The organism is Candidatus Uhrbacteria bacterium CG10_big_fil_rev_8_21_14_0_10_50_16, assembly GCA_002774875.1.
Taxonomy (GTDB): Bacteria; Patescibacteriota; Patescibacteriia; order UBA9934; family UBA11717; genus UBA11717.
The window spans coordinates 255384-272732 of the sequence record PCYM01000001.1; the positions used below are offsets into that span (position 1 = coordinate 255384).

A 17349-nucleotide genomic window follows, 5' to 3' on the forward strand; every position below is an offset into this window, starting at 1 on the left:
GTACCTACGACATTCTTGATACACGAAAAGGATCACAAAAAAGAGCCCGAAGGCTCTTTTTTCTTCCATACCCCATTTCCCATCAACCATCCCCCATCTACTATTCCTCGTTCCTCATCTTCCCCTAAAACATGATCATCACAAGCAACGTCGCGCCGATGCCGCACACAAACCCAAATACAAAGCTTGTTTTGGACGGCATGCCAATTAAGAATTTCCACATAGAACCAGACGCACCTGATTTTTTTGACAACATACTACAACCGTTTTAATCGCAATGAATTGAGAAGTACCGAGATAGAGGAAAACGCCATAGCACCTGCTGCGATCATTGGATTCAACAATCCTAGCGCCGCCAACGGGATACCTAACACATTATACAGGAACGCCCAAAATAGATTCTGTTTTATGGCGTTGAACGTCTTGCGCGAGATATAAATAGCCTCAGGAATCTTAGTTGGCTCGCCACCCACCAGCACAATTTGACCAGACTCAATGGCAATATCCGTGCCGGTTCCCATCGCAATGCCAAGGTCCGCCTGGGTAAGAGCTGGTGCATCATTGATTCCATCACCCACAAATGCCACACGGTTGCCTTTAGCCTGCTCCTCTTTTACGAGTCGTAGTTTATCCTCCGGCATTACCTCTGCGTGCACGTCATCAATTCCAACGGCGTTTGCAATTGCGCGTGCCGTTTGTGTATTGTCTCCCGTGAGCATAACGGTGCGTGCGCCCATGGCCTGCAATTTTTTGATTGCCTGTTCTGCCCCTGCCTTTACAGGATCTGCAATTGCTACAAATCCCATCAATACACCCGCTTTAGAGACAAACACGACGGTCTTTGCCTCATGCTGCAGCACCTCTACCTGTTTTGTGACTATTGAATCGATCGCCTCAACCACATACGTCGCACGGCCAACACGCACGGTTTCTCCGTTGATTTCACCTTGGATTCCCTTTCCTGTTTCCGTTTGGACATTTTGAACCGGTGGCAACCCAGCCGTCCCCGCGTGTCGCACGATTGCATCTGCCAACGGATGCTCCGATAGTTTCTCCACAGCCGCCGCCAACAAAATAAGCTCAACGTCTGATCCTTTTAGAGCAACCACGTCTGTAACGGCAGGTTTTCCCATAGTAATGGTTCCCGTTTTATCCAACATCACCACGTCCACCACCTTTCCTCGCTCCAACGCCTCACCCGACTTAATAAAGATACCGCTCTTTGCCGCACGACCCGTCCCTACTAAAATCGCCGTCGGCGTCGCTAACCCAAGCGCGCACGGACAGGCGATCACCAGAACCGCAACCGCCGGAATCAACGCTGTTTGCAGATCACCGCTGATCAAGTACCACACAACAAACGTCACAAGCGCAATGCCAATCACAATAGGCACAAACACACCCGAAATCTGGTCTGCCAGCTTCTGCATAGGGGCCTTTTGCGCTTGTGCATCTTTGACGAGTTGTACGATTTGCGACAACACCGATTCCCCCGCCAGCTTAGTCATCTTCACGTGGAGCGGTCCTTTTTGATTCACCGTTGCACCATACACCTGTGCACCGATCGTTTTCTTAATAGGCACACTCTCTCCTGTCAGCATGGACTCATCTATGGTTGATGTCCCTTCCGTCACTTCTCCGTCCAACGGAATCTTCTCACCTGGTCGTACTAATACCACATCGCCAATCGCCAGTGTCTCTACATCCACATCTCTAAACGACCCGTCCTTCAACACAAGATGCGCCTGTTTTGCCCCGAGTTCGAGTAGCTTTTGAATCGCCTCGCCTGCACGCCCCTTACTCAACGCTTCAAAATACCGACCAATCAAAATCAACGCCGCAATCACCGCCGCCGTTTCAAAGTAGGCTTCTCCACTTTGTGTAATGGACCACACACTGAATACGGTCGCCACTAATGTCCCCATGGAAATAAGTGTGTCCATGTTGGCACGGCCTTTTTTGAGTTGATTCCACGCGGTCACATGAAACCCGAGCCCCGGCCAGAAAATCACCACCAGCGTAAGCACCGCCTGAATCGCCAGACTCGACGGAATCCCAAACACCGCACCTGGCAACGAAATCTTAAACATCGCCAACACAAACACTGGAAGCGCCAATATCACGGCCGTCAGTGCCTTCTTCTTTGCCGCAGCACCCGTCTCATGCATATGCTCATGTCCTTCCATTCCCTCCATCTTCTCGTTACGTACCGTATATCCCTCTTTTTTTACAATCTCCTCTAGAGCAGCACGATCCAAATCCGTCTCAACCACTGCCTCTTCCGTTGCATAGTTGACGTTGGCGTTCGTTACCTCTGGCAACGCCTTAAACGCCCCTTCAATATTGACCGCGCAACTCGCACAATGCATTCCTTCTATCTTGAGCGTATGTTTTGTCATAGTTTAGGTTATGGTGTCACAATCATGGTTCCACGGATCATTCCCATGGAACAGCTAAACGTAAACGACCCTGTCTTTGTTGGTGTAAATTGTACCAGGTTTTGACCCGTTTTAATCCGCGTGTTCACGTTAAACGCTGGTAACACAAGTGTATCGGCACATCCAAGGAAGTCGGCACCCGTAATCTTCCAATCAACAGGAACTCCCTTCTTGACCGTAAGGATATTTGGCTCATATGATCCACGCGACGTCACCTCCATTGTGACTTCTTGTCGCGCACCATTTTGCACCGCCGCTTGCCCTGCCTCAACAGGCCCAACTGACAAATATTGATCCGTGTTAATGCCAAGCAACGTCATTCCGTTTGTAATGTTGCTCATTCCAAGCACGAGCACCACCAACCCCGCTACTTGCACGGCACGCTTGAGCGTCGTGCCCTTTGCGTAGGCGGTCAGGCTCCCAATCCCGAGTAACACCGGTGCAGTTCCAAGTGCAAACAGTGCCATCACCACACCAGACATCAATGGATCCTGCAGAGAAAGTGCCAATAGCTGCATAGACTGTGTAAATCCACAAGGCAAGAAAAACGTTGCCGCACCCAATACGAGCGGAGCCTTGGCGTCTTTTGACTCAGCGAGATCATGAATTTTGTGCGAGAGCCACTTAGGCATGCCCACCACGGGCGTTGGAAATATTTCCATCAAGTTGATGCCAATCACCATCATCATCACCGCAACCACAATCAAGAACACTGCGTTTAACGTAATGTTGAGTTGTAGTGCTGATCCTACAAGTCCAATAAGAGCACCCAACACAAAGAACCCGCCAATACGCCCAATGTTAAACAGAATATGTGGCCGCATGCGTTCAAATGTAGTGAGACGCTCCTGCGTTTTTGCCACCGCGCTCGACACGGCTGCCACAAGGCCACCTACCACCGCCGTGCAAGAAGACACAGACGCAATCAACCCAATCACCAAAATCCCAAGCAAACTTGAAGGCTGCGCCGATGACGGACTAATCCGCAACAATCCTGTTGCATTCAAAACAAGATACAGCGCAATTGCCAACACCACACCCGCACCCACGCGCTGCCATTTGATTTTTGGTTTTTGCAACCCGCCTTTCTGTTTCCCTCCAACGGTATAATCATGCTTTTGCAAAAGCGTGTTGAGCTCTCCATGCGAGAATTCCTTGTCTCCCTCCGTCTCAATCGTGAGTGTCTGTTTGTTGTGCGACACGTCCACTGTAAGGATCTCCGCTTGTTGAATTAACTCGCGCTCAATCACCACTTCGCAGCTTTTACAGTGTGTTCCCTTTACGTAAAATTGTTGTTTCGCCATAGAAAAATAAAAAAGAATAAGACGTCTTCATCACGCACGATGAGATGTTTTATTCCCTTGCTTGCGTGGAGAGATGTTTAGATCTCCACACATGATGACTACGTAAAAATATTTTTCTATAAAGTGTCTGTCTGCGGTCAAATCTTGCGTACGCAGTAACAGGTAATAACGATACGTACGTTGATTCAAACGACGTCGATATTGCCTCCACTTTATGATGAATTGTTTGTTGTAAACAATGCTCCAAACAAGGCTCTGGATTTGCACAGGAGTCGTTGCAGACAGATTGATCGCTTGTCTGCACGGCCAGGTGCTGATCCATGTCCACATCCATGGCCATCGCCGCATGCGACACGGGAAGCAAACCCAAAACGAGTGTCCCAATCCACAGGAGCACCCAGCGACTAGACACCCTTTTGAGATGTTTCTGCATAACAAGATTCTATCACATCCCGTAAACAAGAGGCTATACCCGCGTTTTTATCCGCGTTTTACCAACCATAAGAGCCAATAAGGCGATCACAATTGTACTCGTCCCCGCAAGCACAAAACTCACATGAAACACATTCGTGAGCAGCGCCAACAGGCCAAAGAGCACAGCTTGGGACCCCATATTAAACAGGTTGCGATACATGGACGCCGAGAGCGAATCCACTTTCTCCCCACGCTCGTAGATATTGCTGTCCGTTGGGATGAGGATCATCACCGCAAAGAGACCTACAAGGAAAATGCTTCCATAATAGAAGAATGATGAGGCGAGCACGAGTCGTAACAACCAAACAAGTGCAATCATCACGCCGCCGACCGTGACTGCCCGCAAACGATGTTGCTCTTTGATTCTCCCGGCGAAAAACGTAAAGATAATCGTGGTAATGGAGGCGATGATCGGAATGATTGCCACAGACTCCACCGAGGCAAACAACGTAAAAATAAACATCGGCCAAATAATCTCCTCAGCAGCACCATGCACCCCATAGAGACTCATGGTCACATAGTCTCTTAGCCCATGTCTCCTTTCAAAAAATTGCTTAAACGTAGGCTGCGGCGTAGACGGCTTGTCTGGCAAGTCTTTTGCACGCAAGAGCGGTAAGACGGAGAGGGCTAAGAAAACGGTACTTGTAATAATCAACGCTTGTTGATGGAAGAATATGAGAATCCCGGCTCCAAACGCTGGCGCCAAAAGACCACCAAATTGTCGTACCACACTCAGCGAGCTCGTATCTTTAGAGGTTTTACCACGCTTTTTGCTGCTCTCCATAAACAAAAAGATGTGAGCCACCCAGTAGAGCGCATCGTAGACTGCGGAAAAGAAGGCCAACAAAATGAGTAGCGGCCAGTCCCCAACCCCTAACGCAAACAATACACCAAAAAAGAGGATTGACGACAACGTGCTTATAGCTATTGTCAGCCGCGCCCCCCAACGTCGTGTGCTCCAACGCGCAATAAAGTTGAGTGGGATATCAAATGCACAGTAGATAAAGTAGTACAACATCACCCGCTCCACACCATAACCCAACTGCAACAAAAAGATGGGAATAAAGACGGAGATCAGAGCGCGACCAAACACATGGATCCAAACGGAAAGTTCAAACAAGTGAAAGTCCGAGTGGAGCGCACGGTGTTTTGTGAGCGCGTGATAATGACGATAGAGCTGCATAGTGCCTACAGTATAGCAAATGTAAACGCCCGCAGGTGGCGGGCGTAGAAGCGTTGTTGATCCTAGGCTGCGTTGGCAGCCAACTTGGGGCACGAGAAGATGAGATCCGCGAGTTCAATTGAGGTGAGCCCGGTGGCCTCCAGCCAAACGGGAAACTCGTCCGTCACACCTTCCACCCGCCGGGAACGTGTGTCGATGCCATCCCAGTCCATGACCCTATGGAGCATCAGCCCCGCCTCAGGCGCGAATGGTCCCGTAACGAATCCCACGCAGAGCGTTCCGTTGGCAGTGCGGTCGTACACCAGAAACTTGGTGGTGTCTCTCGCTCGTGGACATACGTCCGTGATCTCCACCACGTACCAGCCCCTCGAGTAGCTCCTTACTTCACACAGCCTCTCACGCAAATCATCTCGAATTTGTGGCATTCTGCCTCCCATCACAAGCGTTATAATCCTCTTTTTCCGTTACGTCAATAGGTCGCTCGACACCTCGCTCCTGTGGATTCGGTTCCAACTTCTCCTTGAGCTCCCTTCGCTCGCGGACCAGTCGATCAAATTCCTTCGCTCGGGCGTGCTGTTCCCAGCTTTCTCGTCCGGAAGCAATCGCACACAGCATCAGCAACAGAAGAGCCAACAGCCAAACCATGCCCCTCCAGGACCGCTTCATTTCCGCGCCTCCTCAACATCTAGCACCCGCGCCAGATAAAAAGAAACTACTCCTCGATTCTATTAACGTCAATATACAGACCAACTATTCCACTTCGCCGCCGATCTCAATCGTATCACCCAAAAACTTGGGCTGTGTGTGCAACAGGACATCCAAAAGAACCTTAACGCGCGCCAAACGCTCACGTAACCAAATACGGGGGCTCCGTGCCACAGAAACATCCTGTACGTTATAGGCAATCGCCTCAATCCCGTTGGTCTGCGCAATATAGAGTGCGCGTTGATTTTGAAATGCCTGCGAGACAATCACAAAATTATTTTCTAAAAACACCTTGTTGGCCCGCACGACGGAGTCCCAGGTTCTAAATCCGGCGTAGTCCAAGTAGATGCGATCGGAGGGGATTCCTCGATCCAGCAGATCTGTCTGCATCATCTTTGGCTCTGAGTATTGCAGAGTTCCGTTGTCTCCGCTAATGAGGATGTAGTCGACCTTCCCCGCCTCAAATAGTTCCACGGCGGCGTTCATACGATACGTGTAAAACAGGTTATCGCGACCGTCTGGGACATACTTACTCGTGCCAAGCAACAGCGCGGTTTTCGTATGAGGCATCTCCGCAATGCTTGTATAAGCATGACCTTCTGCGGCTTTATTAACCACAAAATCCGCATAACCTATGAGCAGAAATGCCGCAAGCCCCGCTACAATTAACAGCGGAAGAACAAGGGATCTATTGTTTTTTACGTGCGTGTTCATTCAGGCAATAGTAGCACAGATCCCGCAAGTAGGCGGCTTCGTGTTTAATTAACCGACTGTCATTTCATTCATTGGCAACTATTTGATCAAAACGCTGACGTGCACTCGAGTCATTGTCACGTATTTCTTCCCATGGTACAAAGTGTTTCATGAAACACTTTGCAATCATCATTGACGGCAACCGCCGATGGGCACGCGAACGCGGTCTGCCAACGTTGGAGGGACACCGACGCGGATATGAAAACGTCAAAATCATCGGCCAGGCGGCCTTGGAGAGAGGTATTGAACACCTCACCATCTATGCGTTCTCCACAGAGAACTGGAAGCGCTCAGAAGAAGAAGTGGGCTATTTGATGGACCTTTTGTTGCGTGTGCTCACAGCGGATCGTCAATTTTTTATTAATCAAGGCGCACGAGTCCGCGTTATTGGACGTCGAGAAGGGTTGAACAATAAAATTATTCAGGCAATACAAGAGACAGAGGCAGCAACGGCAGGTGGAACGCGAGGGCAAATCAATCTCTGTATTAACTACGGTGGGCGTGCAGAGATTGTGGATGCGGTGAATCAACTCTTTGCGGCAGGCCAAGAGGTCACCGAGGAGACAATCAACACGACCATTTGGATGCAAGGAGTCCCAGAACCAGACATAATTGTACGCACCAGCGGTGAGCAACGGCTGTCTGGATTTCTTACATGGAGTGGCGTGTATAGCGAGCTCAAATTCATAGAAAAAAACTGGCCAGATTTTACCGAAGCAGACCTGGACGATTGTCTGGCCGATTATGATCATCGGCAGAGGAGGTTTGGACAATAAACCACCCATCTGGGTGGTTTTTATGCAGCAATATTTTTCTCTAACACGTCCACGCGTATCTCCAGCCGATCAGACCTGGAACGGCTCACTGCAAGTTCTGCATTGTAAACTTTTTGACGGCCGGCCAATCCGTCGATGTGCACAAACACCCCGGCCCCGTGGGCTCTTTTTCGATAATAAAATGGAGGCGGAGACTGACAACCTATGCAGCGGCCTCATTCTGCGCCGCAGACGTCTGTGCCTCTTCCTTTGCGGTCACAACCTCTTTGTAATTTTTTAACTTCTCTTGCAACGGGATCAGCATCTCACTGATCAGTCTGTTTCCTTGTTCCCCTTGAGAAACAGCCCGCGCAGCCAGACCATCCACACCTTCATTCTTAAGAATATCCGGCTTTTCCCTATAGGAAACTTGTCCATCCAATACCTGAAACTTCTGTACAAGCTCTTCCCCCCTCTTCTTTTCCGATAAAAAGACATCGAGCTGATTCGAAAGCCGGTCGACTAATTTTAACGCCTGTTCTCCTGGCATGTTTGTAATTGCGTCAGTGACGTCAAATTTAGGTAAGGACCCACCATTTTTATCCTTTGCCCATCCCTTTTTTGCATAACCAAGCTGATCTCGAATCATACGGTTTAAAGATGGGAGTTCGTCAATGCCATCACGGTCTTTAATTTGAGATGCAAGCGAATCAAATAATGACGGGTTTAGCTCACGTAATACGTCGGAAATAATTTCCAGCTCAGCCCCCAACATCTCAACACTTCTACCGTTTGGATCTACGAGTTCATTAAGCTCAAGCCCGGCCTTCTGGACACCTTCTCGATCGAGATTTGCTAGTTCTGGATATCGTTCTGCAAGTTCACTAGGACTAAGTGCCTCCGTTGCCGTCTCATAGATATCCTTGAGTTTCTCATCGGCGCTTGTGAGTGACTCCATCTCTGGAGATTGGCTCAATAACTCCGCATTCTCCTTTATTCCCTGTTCCTCTTGAGAGACCTCCTCTAAGCCAAATCCACTCTCTGAGTTTGACGTTGACATACTTCTTACATTAATTATTGATCCCATTATAACAAAATTAACGTTTTTATTCTTCTTCGACCACTGTGCATTGCATTATTAACGTCAATTTATTACTTTCTGCTCTTATTTGAATAAATTAAGCAGGTGGTAACCTGGATGTCTTTCCAAAGGTGCAAAATGAGAGGAGGTGGATAAAGGGGACAGGCACACGTATCCACACATGTATTTCTGCTTTCGCAGCACAACAAAAAAACAAGCCTTTCAGCTTGTTTTTCTCATGGAGCCACGATCGGGAATCGAACCCGAGACCTCATCCTTACCATGAAGTTCCCATAGAAGATAATGGAGAAGAGACACTGTTTACGGAGTAAAACCACGATTTTTATCTCTAGTACCTGTCTTCTATGTAGACCACTTTATTACCTGCAACAATAGCTCTGTTGAAAGGTTCTGATGTTCGTAATAATGTGTTAATTTTGGTAAATTGTATAGGTATTATATAGTAAAAAATTGTATTACTCAAGCTTTTTACAAATTATATTTATGTAAAAATGAATCGGTTATTTCTTCCCCAAGCGTTATTCCCAGTATGGTCTTTGTATCATCTGGAGTATCTGTAGATCTTCGTGCTCGTACTTTAAGCTGGTCTAATTCTCTCATTCCATTTTCTGGTAAACGTGCCATTTTTGCAAAACTTTCGCGGCCACCTCGTCGCTTTTTCTGTATATCTTCGACACTTAAAATTTCGACACGCTTTACATCTATATACGTTGTCGTTTTCGGAAAATGTCGTGTCTGTACATCACACCATTCTTTTGGTTCAACAATTTTCGTCGTCCACCTTTTGCAGGAGCTTCCCCGTGAGGTAAGTACAATAAACGGGAAGATAGCTAACTCATCAGCTATCACCGTATTGGCTAGTTTGTATTTTACCTTCACATCACCCGTGCTTTCTTCCCTTGAGAACTCATCACGATATACCCAGCCACGCTCAACAATATTGGCCATGAGTATGGAGAGTTGCATGCTATCTACGCTTCAAGATTAAGAACCTCGTTGATGTGTTCATTACCACCAAGAGTTGCACCCAAAGCTTGCATAGGTGCAGTCTTGTACGCAATGTCTGTTAGAGCCTTTGCACCGTAACCCTTTAGTGACTCCATGATTTCGTTGAACATAGCTTCCTGGACTTCCGTAATAGAAAAATCGGTATCAGTAGGTTCTTCGTTAAAATTATATACAATGTATTCCTTCCCGTCAGAAGTATATTCCGTCGTCGCAATGGCGACACCGTCGTCTATCAAAGCCTTCAAATCATGATATATCGCTTCGTCAAATGGACCATAGGTATAGCGTCGATACACATAGCCAAAATAAACATCCTGTTCTTTTTTTCTAGCAATGAGATCCAGAAGGTACGCTAACTTCATCAAAACCGTTACCGTGGGTCGCTCGTGTCTTTGAATTAGTTGAGCGATTAATTTTTGGCGGTTTGATAATTCTGGCATATAAACAAAGTTTACACGAACACTGAGAGCCAGTAAACGTGAGGTATGGATAAGTCACCCAACATACTTCCCATTCCCAAGCTTCTCCACGCTATCACGTAGGGCCTCTGTAGTGACCTGACGGCCGTATTTTAGCGTCATACGCGGGTCTACGTGTCCCATGAGTTGTTGTACGTGAGAAAGCGAAACACCTTGTGCGTAGAGGTTCGCAGCGTACGTGTGCCTACAGCGGTGCACAAAGAAATTCACTCCGCTCTTTTGTTTGATCAGGTCGGCCAAGTGTTTTAACCCATGCTTACCAAGCGGACGGTTTCTTTTTGAAGACACAAACAGTGCATTCGTCGTGTACGCAATAGGATGATCCTCTCTTGCTCGTAGATACCGCTGAAGCTCGACCATAAGTTCCCTCTGCAAGGGAATAGTCCGTGTCAATTTGGATTTAGACGTCTTGCCTTCCACAGTAAGTGTCCGTTGTTCCATATTTACGCTCTCCAATGTAAATCCGAGAAGTTCATTACGTCGTATACCCGTTAGAATGAGTAGTTTTAGTATAGTGTAATTTCTACAGCGAAGAAATTCCGTTGCCCACTCATAATCGTACTGACAAAACTGCAACAATTTATGTATCTCTGTTTCTGTAAGGTAACGTCTATCCACATACTCTACATGCGGTTTGCTGATTGTTGGCAAGGGATTCTCCTTAATTTGTCGTGTGTCTACCAACCATCGCATGAACTTCCCCCACTTACTCCTGTATGTTAGAAGCGTGGAGTTTTTTACACCCTTATGTTGTTTTCCGTTGTTGAGGGTTCGTGTTCGCGTTTGGAGCGTCTCAAAAAGTCCGATCCAAAAACTACGTTCTTGCACAGATTTTAAATCAGCATCAGGAGCGAGCTTAAAAAGTAACGAGAGAGCGGCACGATACCCCTCTAACGTATCTGGGCGAGCACCTGCTGTATATTGTTGTTCGCGCAAAAAATCGTCGAACAAGACCTGTAATTCATTCTGTTGCATATAATTATTTTGATAAATAAAAACCGCCTAAAGACCCAACATCCAAAATGGACATTCGATTTTTAGGCGGTTGCACTTATTTTGTGGCACGGTGTACATGTTTACGCTTCGGGATCCATGTACAGATAACCCCGACGAGCGGTCAGCGTCTTACGACGTCAACTTGTTGCTCCACATTTGTTGCTCAACCCAAATTGAAATGTACTACGTGATACATTCTATGCGAAAAAGTCTCTTTGTCAACGTATACTAGCTAACTTTGTGAGGTTTATTTACTTTGCAACTTTATGAGCTTTTACACTTTGTAAACTTTTGTCTGCTAGATCTAGCAAATAACCAATAATCCAAAAAACAAAAAATCGGATCCCTGTCCGATTTTTGTGTTGACCTCTTGTGTGGATAACTACATTCAGCTACCGATGCCTTCTAGTCGTTCATTCACGTCTTGATAGCTCGCATCTTCCGCACATACACGTTCGTAATACCGTTTTGCATCTTTTGGTTTGCCGAGTGCCTCACTACTTACTCCGAGTTGATAGAGCGTTTCTAACAAATCCTGATCCAAGTTACGCTTTCGTGTTGGAGCCTTTTTTAGTGTCTCAATGGCTAGCTCATGCTTTCCTTGCTGAGAAAAACACCGTGCCAGCAGGTTAAGATAACGCGTCTCTTTTTCATCCCCCTCACAAAGCTTTTGCAATAAGGAGGTCGCCTCCGAATAACGTTGCAACTCAACGAGGCTATCCGCTAAAGGATAGATCGCCCCCATTGGAGGTTCTTCCTCCTCTCGCAATGCTTGGAAACCTTTTACAGCCTCCGCATAGTTCTTGTCTGCATAATCCAACAAACAGATCAGGAAATGTGTCTCTCTATTTGGTTTTTGGATTTCATTTAGGATTAATCGTGCCGAGTCAATATCATGCTTGTCTATTGCATTTTTCGCCCTCTTATTCTTATAGGGTGCCGTTTTTGTGTGTTTCCAATAGAAATAGCCAATAACGGCCCAACCCAACAATCCAACTGGAGGGGCTATTACCGTCAGAATAAGCAATATAACCACGCCCACAAAGGTACCGCAGCCAACAAGACCACGTGTAAAATCTTGCGCACCAGTTGATGAGTTACCACCAGATATCTGCTGACGCGAATAGATACCCGTTCCAGGAATACTGCCATGAACGTAGCTACCTTTCGAATTCATTCCAACACGTAAGCCTTTAACACCAGCGCTAACACCGAGACCGCTTTTGCTCAAGTTCAACTTAACACCCTTGCCTAGTCTAATTGATTTTCGGAATCCATATGCCATATATCTACATGGTCTCAGATAATGTTCGTTTCATCAATTCCTTTCTGTAATCGTGGGCTCTGACAAAACCTCCCAATTGCTCACCATCATGGGCGAGCCTCCTTTGTATCGCAAGTCAACCGTATAGTACAAACGCCCTTCTGTACCTAAGGCATTTGATGCGATGACGTATCCACTCATCTGATACGTATCGCCCCCTGTACTAACCAATCTAGCCTCTGTACAGCTTGGCTTACGTGCTTCGTCTGGGTATTTTGTATAACCTTCAATAACAGCCCCTGCTACAAACGCGTGAATATCACAAGCTGTTGGCTCACGATCCACTGACGTGGTCGTGCTGCTGCTCGCCGTGCTCTCTCCCGAGTAATCTCCGGGTTCGCTCACCGCAACAGCAACAATCATAATAAAGAACAAAATACCAAAGAAGACGAAAGTGCCTTTCATGTTAAATCCGCCTTTCTTGACCGTTGTCTGGCTAGGTGTGCCGATGTCTGATTTGCAATGCTTGCAGTAAATAGCTTCTGCAATAATTTCTTCCGCGCACAGTGGGCATTTCTTTTTCGTCATACTACGACTTCAACACGTTAATAATTGCGACGAGCGTTGGTCCACCAAAGAAAATCACGAATGGAAGAAATACACGTACGCGATGAAGCGTTTTTTCCGAGACACGATGCCGAATAAGTGGCAAGTAGTAGTCTGTTAAGGAAAGTGCAAACAAAGCCATTATAAACGCATTTTGAGCGTTCTCAGACGTAGGTTCTGATAGCAGAGTTAGCCCACCAAAAAACAACAGGATTCCGATCACGTTTCCAACTTTCGCTCCCAACGAACGTTGCTGTGTCTTGTTTGGCGTCGAGCCTGAATCATCAGCCTTTGTTTTAACGTTTGTCATGGTTTTTTAGCAGTGCTTGCACTTCACCGCCTCGTCTTGCACCTCTTCGGCACAATAAGGACATTTTTTCATAATATTGCGGTTTTATGGGGCGGTATACTAAAAGCCCGCCACCAGCGATACCCCCGAGGGGATACCTGCCACCCTTTCGGATGACAACCGCAATAGTGCTCTGATGACGAGCTCAGAATACTATTGCGGATTTGATGCCATGCCCTGGAAACCAAGGTTTAGGCTAAATTGTAGTAGTATTGTATTAAATACCCATTAATAAATCAATGCCTCCATCCTATATATCTATGATAGATAAGAACACTCTTAGTTCCTTCGTAAAAGAAGTCGATCATGCTTACCAACAGTTTTCTGTTTGGAAATACTGCAACAACCAATACGCAGAACATTGTGATAACTTTGAGGAAAAGCTAGTACAGCACTGGGCAACGTCCGTGGAAGAATTCATGCAAAACAACCGTACATTTCAAAACTTTTGGGAGGTTACCTTACCGTCGCTACAACATGCTTGGATGATATCTGTTTGTAGATTAATGGATCCTGCTTTCTTTCAAAACGATAAGACCAAGCCAAACCTTTCCTTGGATTACATTATTGAACATCTTGATAACGATGTCCTGATCAACCAGATCCGTTTATCTGCAAAGACACACAGCAGTTACACCAAACATATGAAAACATGGCGAGACAAATACCTTGCCCATAATGATTTTAATTTTGCGGAGCAAACTATTGAGGCGGGATATGAAGACTACATAGAGTTCCTTGTCGAAACCATTAAAAACATCAAGAAACAATACCCACACCTTAAGGACTGCAATAACGTCGACCTTATTTGGTTGGATCGTGTTTCTGAAACAGGTGTAAAAGAGGTCTTCGAAAAGCTTTCTGTTGATTAAACGCTGGGCACCAAACTTATAATGCGTTATAAGTCTACGTGCTTGACCGTTTCTACCCCCCCTACCAGGGGTAGACGTTTTCGACGTTTATTCGATCGACCTATGCCGAATAAATACTAAGATTAGAGATAAATAAAAATCGTACTTTATCTACTTTGCGTGGTTTTTCTGTGGATAACCTTCCGATTCTTTCGGAAGACTACGATACCAATGCTCTTCTTAGATTTTTAAAGTGAATAGTCTCACTTTGGTCCTTCGGGAACATCTCCAACAAGGTGTACGGATAATATCCAGCAAGCCCACTGATAATAGTCGCGCCATATTTCACATCTTCTTCAACACGTTTTTTCCAATCTTTGGGCTGTGTCGAACTAATGACATAGATACGTAATCCATGGTTTATTACACCGTCTGCAAGAACGGCGTTTATGTGTTCATCCCCGAAACCATAGCCTATAATAAGCATTTTTTTACTGTCTTCTTGAACAGCTGAGGAAAATAGATCGAAATACGCTTTTAGTAAAGGTTCAGATGTAATCGTGTGTACTTTATTCTTCCCAATAACCATCCTTGTGGACCCGTCAGAAGCAACCCAACCATAGGAACCATGAAGCTTAATATAAACTGGTCCAGCATGACCTCTGATGGCGGTTTCGACAAGATTGTTAACTTTATCTTCCGTTGGTAATACTAAGAAATCAGACTCCTCCAATGATGTCGTGCTCAGCCCGCCCTTTTGTGCATGAAATCCAGGCACCCCTGGGCATACACTTCCGCTCCTGCGTTCCATGAACAGGTCTTGATTCAGTGTGAAGAATACGCTAATTTTTTCTCTGCCACTATTGAATAAGCTGAGTAATCTATTTAATGTATACCAACATACAGGATGTGCTGAATCGTCTCGGAAAACCCAGTCCTTAGTGGCTATGTCTAGATTCTTATAAGCCTCTCTAACGGCACTCTGTATTCTCTCTTTATCCTCACAAGATACGGACTTGTCATCATTCACACGGCTGTACACGGATTCGTAGTCAAAGTCATCACACAGTAAACTCCTTAATTTCTCTGATGATTGAACATCTGGGTGATTGTATATTTGAGACCACATCTCTGAAGCCAAAAAACCACCAAAGTTTTTAGTAAACCCCGCCCCAGTCAGCAATATTAGGTTATGGTAATTAGACATCTTTACCTTCCTCCTCTGGGGATGTCTCTTCTAGCCCCTTAGTCACCATGGACGGCAGAACGAACAGAAACTCTGCAAGAGCTTGAGCAAAGTTGACAGTCAACTTTGCATCTTGGTAGCTAGGCATCATTGCATCATCGTCAGCATGTCGTTCTTCATTGGCCTCTAATCGTACTTGATGCGCCCAAGTGGACATATCTTGGGTTATAAGATGCTTACCTGCCGCCTCATCTATTCGGCTGTATAATGAACCGTCTACGTAACCTTTTTCTTTCAACATCGCATCAACCGAACTTGCGGCAAGCATGATAGCACCAGAAGGCGCATGGAGACATTCTAATGCCTGCAAGAGGTAGGCCCTAGGCTTCTCTGGTATCACTTCATCTACACTCATGACATTTGGATAGATTTCCAAAACAGCGCCCCCGGGATGTCTACTTGAACACACAACCACACCACCACAACGCTTGCAAACATACAGACCCCAATAACGTCGATTGTCACCTTTGTGATCGGCTGAGCCAACCCCATGCTCCAGTACCAAACTTGGGGTGTCTGTGGTGCAATGTGGACATCGATCCAGTTCAAGATTTTGGGATAAATTTGGCATACAATAGAAATTTGTGTAGATATTACCACATTTCTCGGACTTATAACGCATTATAAGTCGAGCTATCATCCAATGGATGTTTGTTAATCTGTGTGCGCAGGTGTTCTGCTGAAGCGGCGAGGTAAATGCTTGTCGTTTTTAGGTCGGCATGACCTAGCATTTTTGAGAGAGAGTAAATGTCACATCCGCCCTCTAGCATCATCGTAGCGAAGCTGTGACGTAGCTTGTGCACGCTGAATTTTATTCCTGACGCTTCCTTCATCTTCTCAACCAACCTCTTCATACCTGTCCCCGTGAATCCAACGTTACGGTTAAGGGAGGCAAAGAACTCTGGGCAGGTTTTGTGTAGCCGTTTACGTTCTACAAGATAACGATCTAGACTCTCCTGTAATGCTGAGCAAATCGGCACTACGCGATCCTTTGACCCTTTGCCCTGTCGAATAAAGATAGAGCGGTTCTCTACATCTATATCGTTGTACTGCAGGTTAAGCAATTCCTGTTTTCGCAGTCCTGCATATAAGAATGTAGCAAAAATCGCATGATTGCGATACTTAAGGTACTTGTAAGGATAAGGGAAGTTCATAGCCGTTTCCAATATCCGCATCGCCTCTTGTTTGGTGAGCTTAGGAGGCAAACGCCGTTCAAGTTTTGGCATCTCCATTCCATCCGCAGGGTTCTCTTGCATATACCCCTGTTCCACACACCACCTGAAAAAGACGACAAAGCTCTTGTGGTACGTGATGAAGCTGTTAGCCGACCATTTGCGCGTTGTCCTACCATAGAGCATGTAGCGCTCAAAACAAGGCTTAGTGACCTGCTGAAGCGTTTCTATGCCTTCTGTACGTATAAAGAATCCCACGGCGTTCTTATATCGCTGAATAGTCGTTGGTCTGTACCCACGAATAAACGAAGAGTGGTCACAAAATTGTCGCAACGCTGTTTGTATGTACATAAACAAAAAATCCTGATGGTGAACATCAGAACCTTTCGTGGAGCCACGATCGGGATTCGAACCCGAGACCTCATCCTTCGCTTACACCCTAATTTATTTCGTCACGTATATAGGGACTAGACTGTATATTAGGCATATTCCCTAAGGAACTTAGCCCCCCTTGTCAGTCGTTCGGGCGTTTCTTCGATTGACGCCACGGTCTTACCCTTGTGACAGGGCTTTAACCGTTATTCGGGATTCACTCTACCGTTTCCAGTGGGGTGGGCTACTTTCTCGTATGAAAGTGACCATGGATGCGCTCTACCGACTGAGC

Annotated in this window: 19 protein-coding genes; 2 read left to right on the forward strand and 17 right to left on the reverse strand. The window is 46.2% G+C overall.

Features of this window, described 5'->3' with window-relative positions:
- Window positions 1–257 precede the first annotated feature (257 nt).
- The 7 genes from COV06_01370 to COV06_01400 all read right to left on the reverse strand — a co-directional run bounded on the left by COV06_01370 (window position 258) and on the right by COV06_01400 (window position 6818).
- Window positions 258–2399: a copper-translocating P-type ATPase gene (locus tag COV06_01370; GenBank protein PIR48030.1), complete on the reverse strand. Its 2142-nt coding sequence runs from the start codon at window positions 2397–2399 to the stop codon at window positions 258–260.
- An 8-nt stretch (window positions 2400–2407) separates the two neighbouring features.
- A complete protein-coding gene (locus COV06_01375; GenBank protein PIR48031.1) occupies window positions 2408–3742 on the reverse strand; it encodes a hypothetical protein in 1335 nt (444 codons plus the stop codon).
- 49 nt (window positions 3743–3791) lie between these two features.
- Window positions 3792–4175 carry a hypothetical protein gene (locus tag COV06_01380; GenBank protein PIR48032.1) on the reverse strand — a complete coding sequence of 128 codons (384 nt, stop codon included), beginning with the start codon at window positions 4173–4175 and terminating at the stop codon, window positions 3792–3794.
- Window positions 4176–4208: 33 nt separating this feature from the next.
- Window positions 4209–5399 (reverse strand): hypothetical protein, encoded by a 1191-nt coding sequence (locus COV06_01385; GenBank protein PIR48033.1) that lies wholly within the window; start codon window positions 5397–5399, stop codon window positions 4209–4211.
- A 62-nt stretch (window positions 5400–5461) separates the two neighbouring features.
- The gene (locus COV06_01390; GenBank protein ID PIR48034.1) at window positions 5462–5824 is read right to left on the reverse strand and encodes a hypothetical protein; all 363 of its coding nucleotides are present in this window, start codon (window positions 5822–5824) and stop codon (window positions 5462–5464) included.
- The gene (locus COV06_01395) at window positions 5805–6065 is read right to left on the reverse strand and encodes a hypothetical protein (GenBank protein PIR48035.1); all 261 of its coding nucleotides are present in this window, start codon (window positions 6063–6065) and stop codon (window positions 5805–5807) included. The genes COV06_01390 and COV06_01395 overlap by 20 nt, the downstream gene beginning before the upstream one ends.
- Before the next feature lie 84 nt (window positions 6066–6149).
- The gene (locus tag COV06_01400) at window positions 6150–6818 is read right to left on the reverse strand and encodes a protein SanA (protein PIR48036.1); all 669 of its coding nucleotides are present in this window, start codon (window positions 6816–6818) and stop codon (window positions 6150–6152) included.
- A gap of 149 nt (window positions 6819–6967) precedes the next feature.
- On the opposite strand from COV06_01400, the gene uppS reads away from it, so the two are divergent.
- A complete protein-coding gene (uppS, locus tag COV06_01405) occupies window positions 6968–7633 on the forward strand; it encodes a di-trans,poly-cis-decaprenylcistransferase (GenBank protein ID PIR48037.1) in 666 nt (221 codons plus the stop codon).
- A 202-nt stretch (window positions 7634–7835) separates the two neighbouring features.
- On the opposite strand, the gene COV06_01410 is transcribed toward uppS, so the two are convergent.
- The 7 genes from COV06_01410 to COV06_01440 all read right to left on the reverse strand — a co-directional run bounded on the left by COV06_01410 (window position 7836) and on the right by COV06_01440 (window position 13377).
- Window positions 7836–8672 carry a hypothetical protein gene (locus tag COV06_01410; protein ID PIR48038.1) on the reverse strand — a complete coding sequence of 279 codons (837 nt, stop codon included), beginning with the start codon at window positions 8670–8672 and terminating at the stop codon, window positions 7836–7838.
- Window positions 8673–9182: 510 nt separating this feature from the next.
- Window positions 9183–9680, reverse strand: a complete 498-nt coding sequence (locus tag COV06_01415) for a hypothetical protein (protein ID PIR48039.1) — start codon at window positions 9678–9680, stop codon at window positions 9183–9185.
- A 5-nt stretch (window positions 9681–9685) separates the two neighbouring features.
- Window positions 9686–10162: a hypothetical protein gene (locus COV06_01420; protein ID PIR48040.1), complete on the reverse strand. Its 477-nt coding sequence runs from the start codon at window positions 10160–10162 to the stop codon at window positions 9686–9688.
- A 54-nt stretch (window positions 10163–10216) separates the two neighbouring features.
- Window positions 10217–11176: a hypothetical protein gene (locus tag COV06_01425; GenBank protein PIR48041.1), complete on the reverse strand. Its 960-nt coding sequence runs from the start codon at window positions 11174–11176 to the stop codon at window positions 10217–10219.
- Between the two features lie 409 nt (window positions 11177–11585).
- Window positions 11586–12482, reverse strand: coding sequence for a hypothetical protein (locus COV06_01430; GenBank protein ID PIR48042.1), 897 nt, complete (start codon window positions 12480–12482; stop codon window positions 11586–11588).
- Window positions 12483–12515: 33 nt separating this feature from the next.
- On the reverse strand, window positions 12516–13049 hold the full coding sequence (locus COV06_01435; protein PIR48043.1) for a hypothetical protein: 534 nt from the start codon (window positions 13047–13049) through the stop codon (window positions 12516–12518).
- A 1-nt stretch (window position 13050) separates the two neighbouring features.
- On the reverse strand, window positions 13051–13377 hold the full coding sequence (locus COV06_01440) for a hypothetical protein (protein PIR48044.1): 327 nt from the start codon (window positions 13375–13377) through the stop codon (window positions 13051–13053).
- Window positions 13378–13922: 545 nt separating this feature from the next.
- Here COV06_01440 and COV06_01445 point away from each other — a divergent pair.
- Window positions 13923–14288: a hypothetical protein gene (locus COV06_01445; GenBank protein PIR48045.1), complete on the forward strand. Its 366-nt coding sequence runs from the start codon at window positions 13923–13925 to the stop codon at window positions 14286–14288.
- A gap of 199 nt (window positions 14289–14487) precedes the next feature.
- On the opposite strand, the gene COV06_01450 is transcribed toward COV06_01445, so the two are convergent.
- Genes COV06_01450 through COV06_01460 form a run of 3 tightly spaced genes read right to left on the reverse strand, consistent with a single transcriptional unit; the run spans window position 14488 to window position 17036 of the window.
- Window positions 14488–15474, reverse strand: coding sequence for a hypothetical protein (locus COV06_01450; GenBank protein PIR48046.1), 987 nt, complete (start codon window positions 15472–15474; stop codon window positions 14488–14490).
- The gene (locus COV06_01455) at window positions 15467–16084 is read right to left on the reverse strand and encodes a hypothetical protein (GenBank protein ID PIR48103.1); all 618 of its coding nucleotides are present in this window, start codon (window positions 16082–16084) and stop codon (window positions 15467–15469) included. The genes COV06_01450 and COV06_01455 overlap by 8 nt, the downstream gene beginning before the upstream one ends.
- Before the next feature lie 40 nt (window positions 16085–16124).
- Window positions 16125–17036, reverse strand: coding sequence for a hypothetical protein (locus tag COV06_01460; protein PIR48047.1), 912 nt, complete (start codon window positions 17034–17036; stop codon window positions 16125–16127).
- Between the last annotated feature and the right edge of the window lie 313 nt (window positions 17037–17349).